Consider the following 474-nt stretch of genomic DNA (forward strand, 5'->3'; position numbering starts at 1 on the left):
CCTTATTGGCAAGTCTTCACGGGCGAAGTGTTTCTGCAGACCGAGCCACCCATCGATCCGTCGAGCCTAACGCGCTGGCGCAAACGACTCGGTGAGGCGGGATCGAAGAGTTGTTGGCGCAGACCATCGAGGCTGCCAAACGCGCCGGCGTTATCAAGGCGTCAAGCGCGTGATCGTCGACACGACCGTCATGCCCAAGACAATCGCCCATCCCACTGACTCTCGCTTGCTTGAGCGGTGTCGCGAGCATCTGGTCAAGGCTGCAGCGCGCCACGGTCTGAAGCTTCGGCAGAACTACAACCGCGAAGCGCCCCGCCTGGCGCTGCAGATTGGCCGCTACGCGCACGCCAAGCAATTCAAGCGGATGAGAAAGGCATTGCGAACGCTGCGCTCGCGTGTGGGCAGGGTGATGCGCGATGTCGAACGGCAAGTCGAGCGGGTATCGGAGTCGGGCCGCATCGCATTGCTCGAACT

1 pseudogene is annotated in these 474 nt (G+C 62.0%); it reads left to right on the forward strand.

The features are described 5' to 3' along the window. Positions 1–474 (forward strand): annotated as a pseudogene (locus QCE64_RS37855) (IS5/IS1182 family transposase); the annotation flags it as partial.

Source organism: Caballeronia sp. LZ043, assembly GCF_031451075.1.
Lineage (GTDB): Bacteria > Pseudomonadota > Gammaproteobacteria > Burkholderiales > Burkholderiaceae > Caballeronia.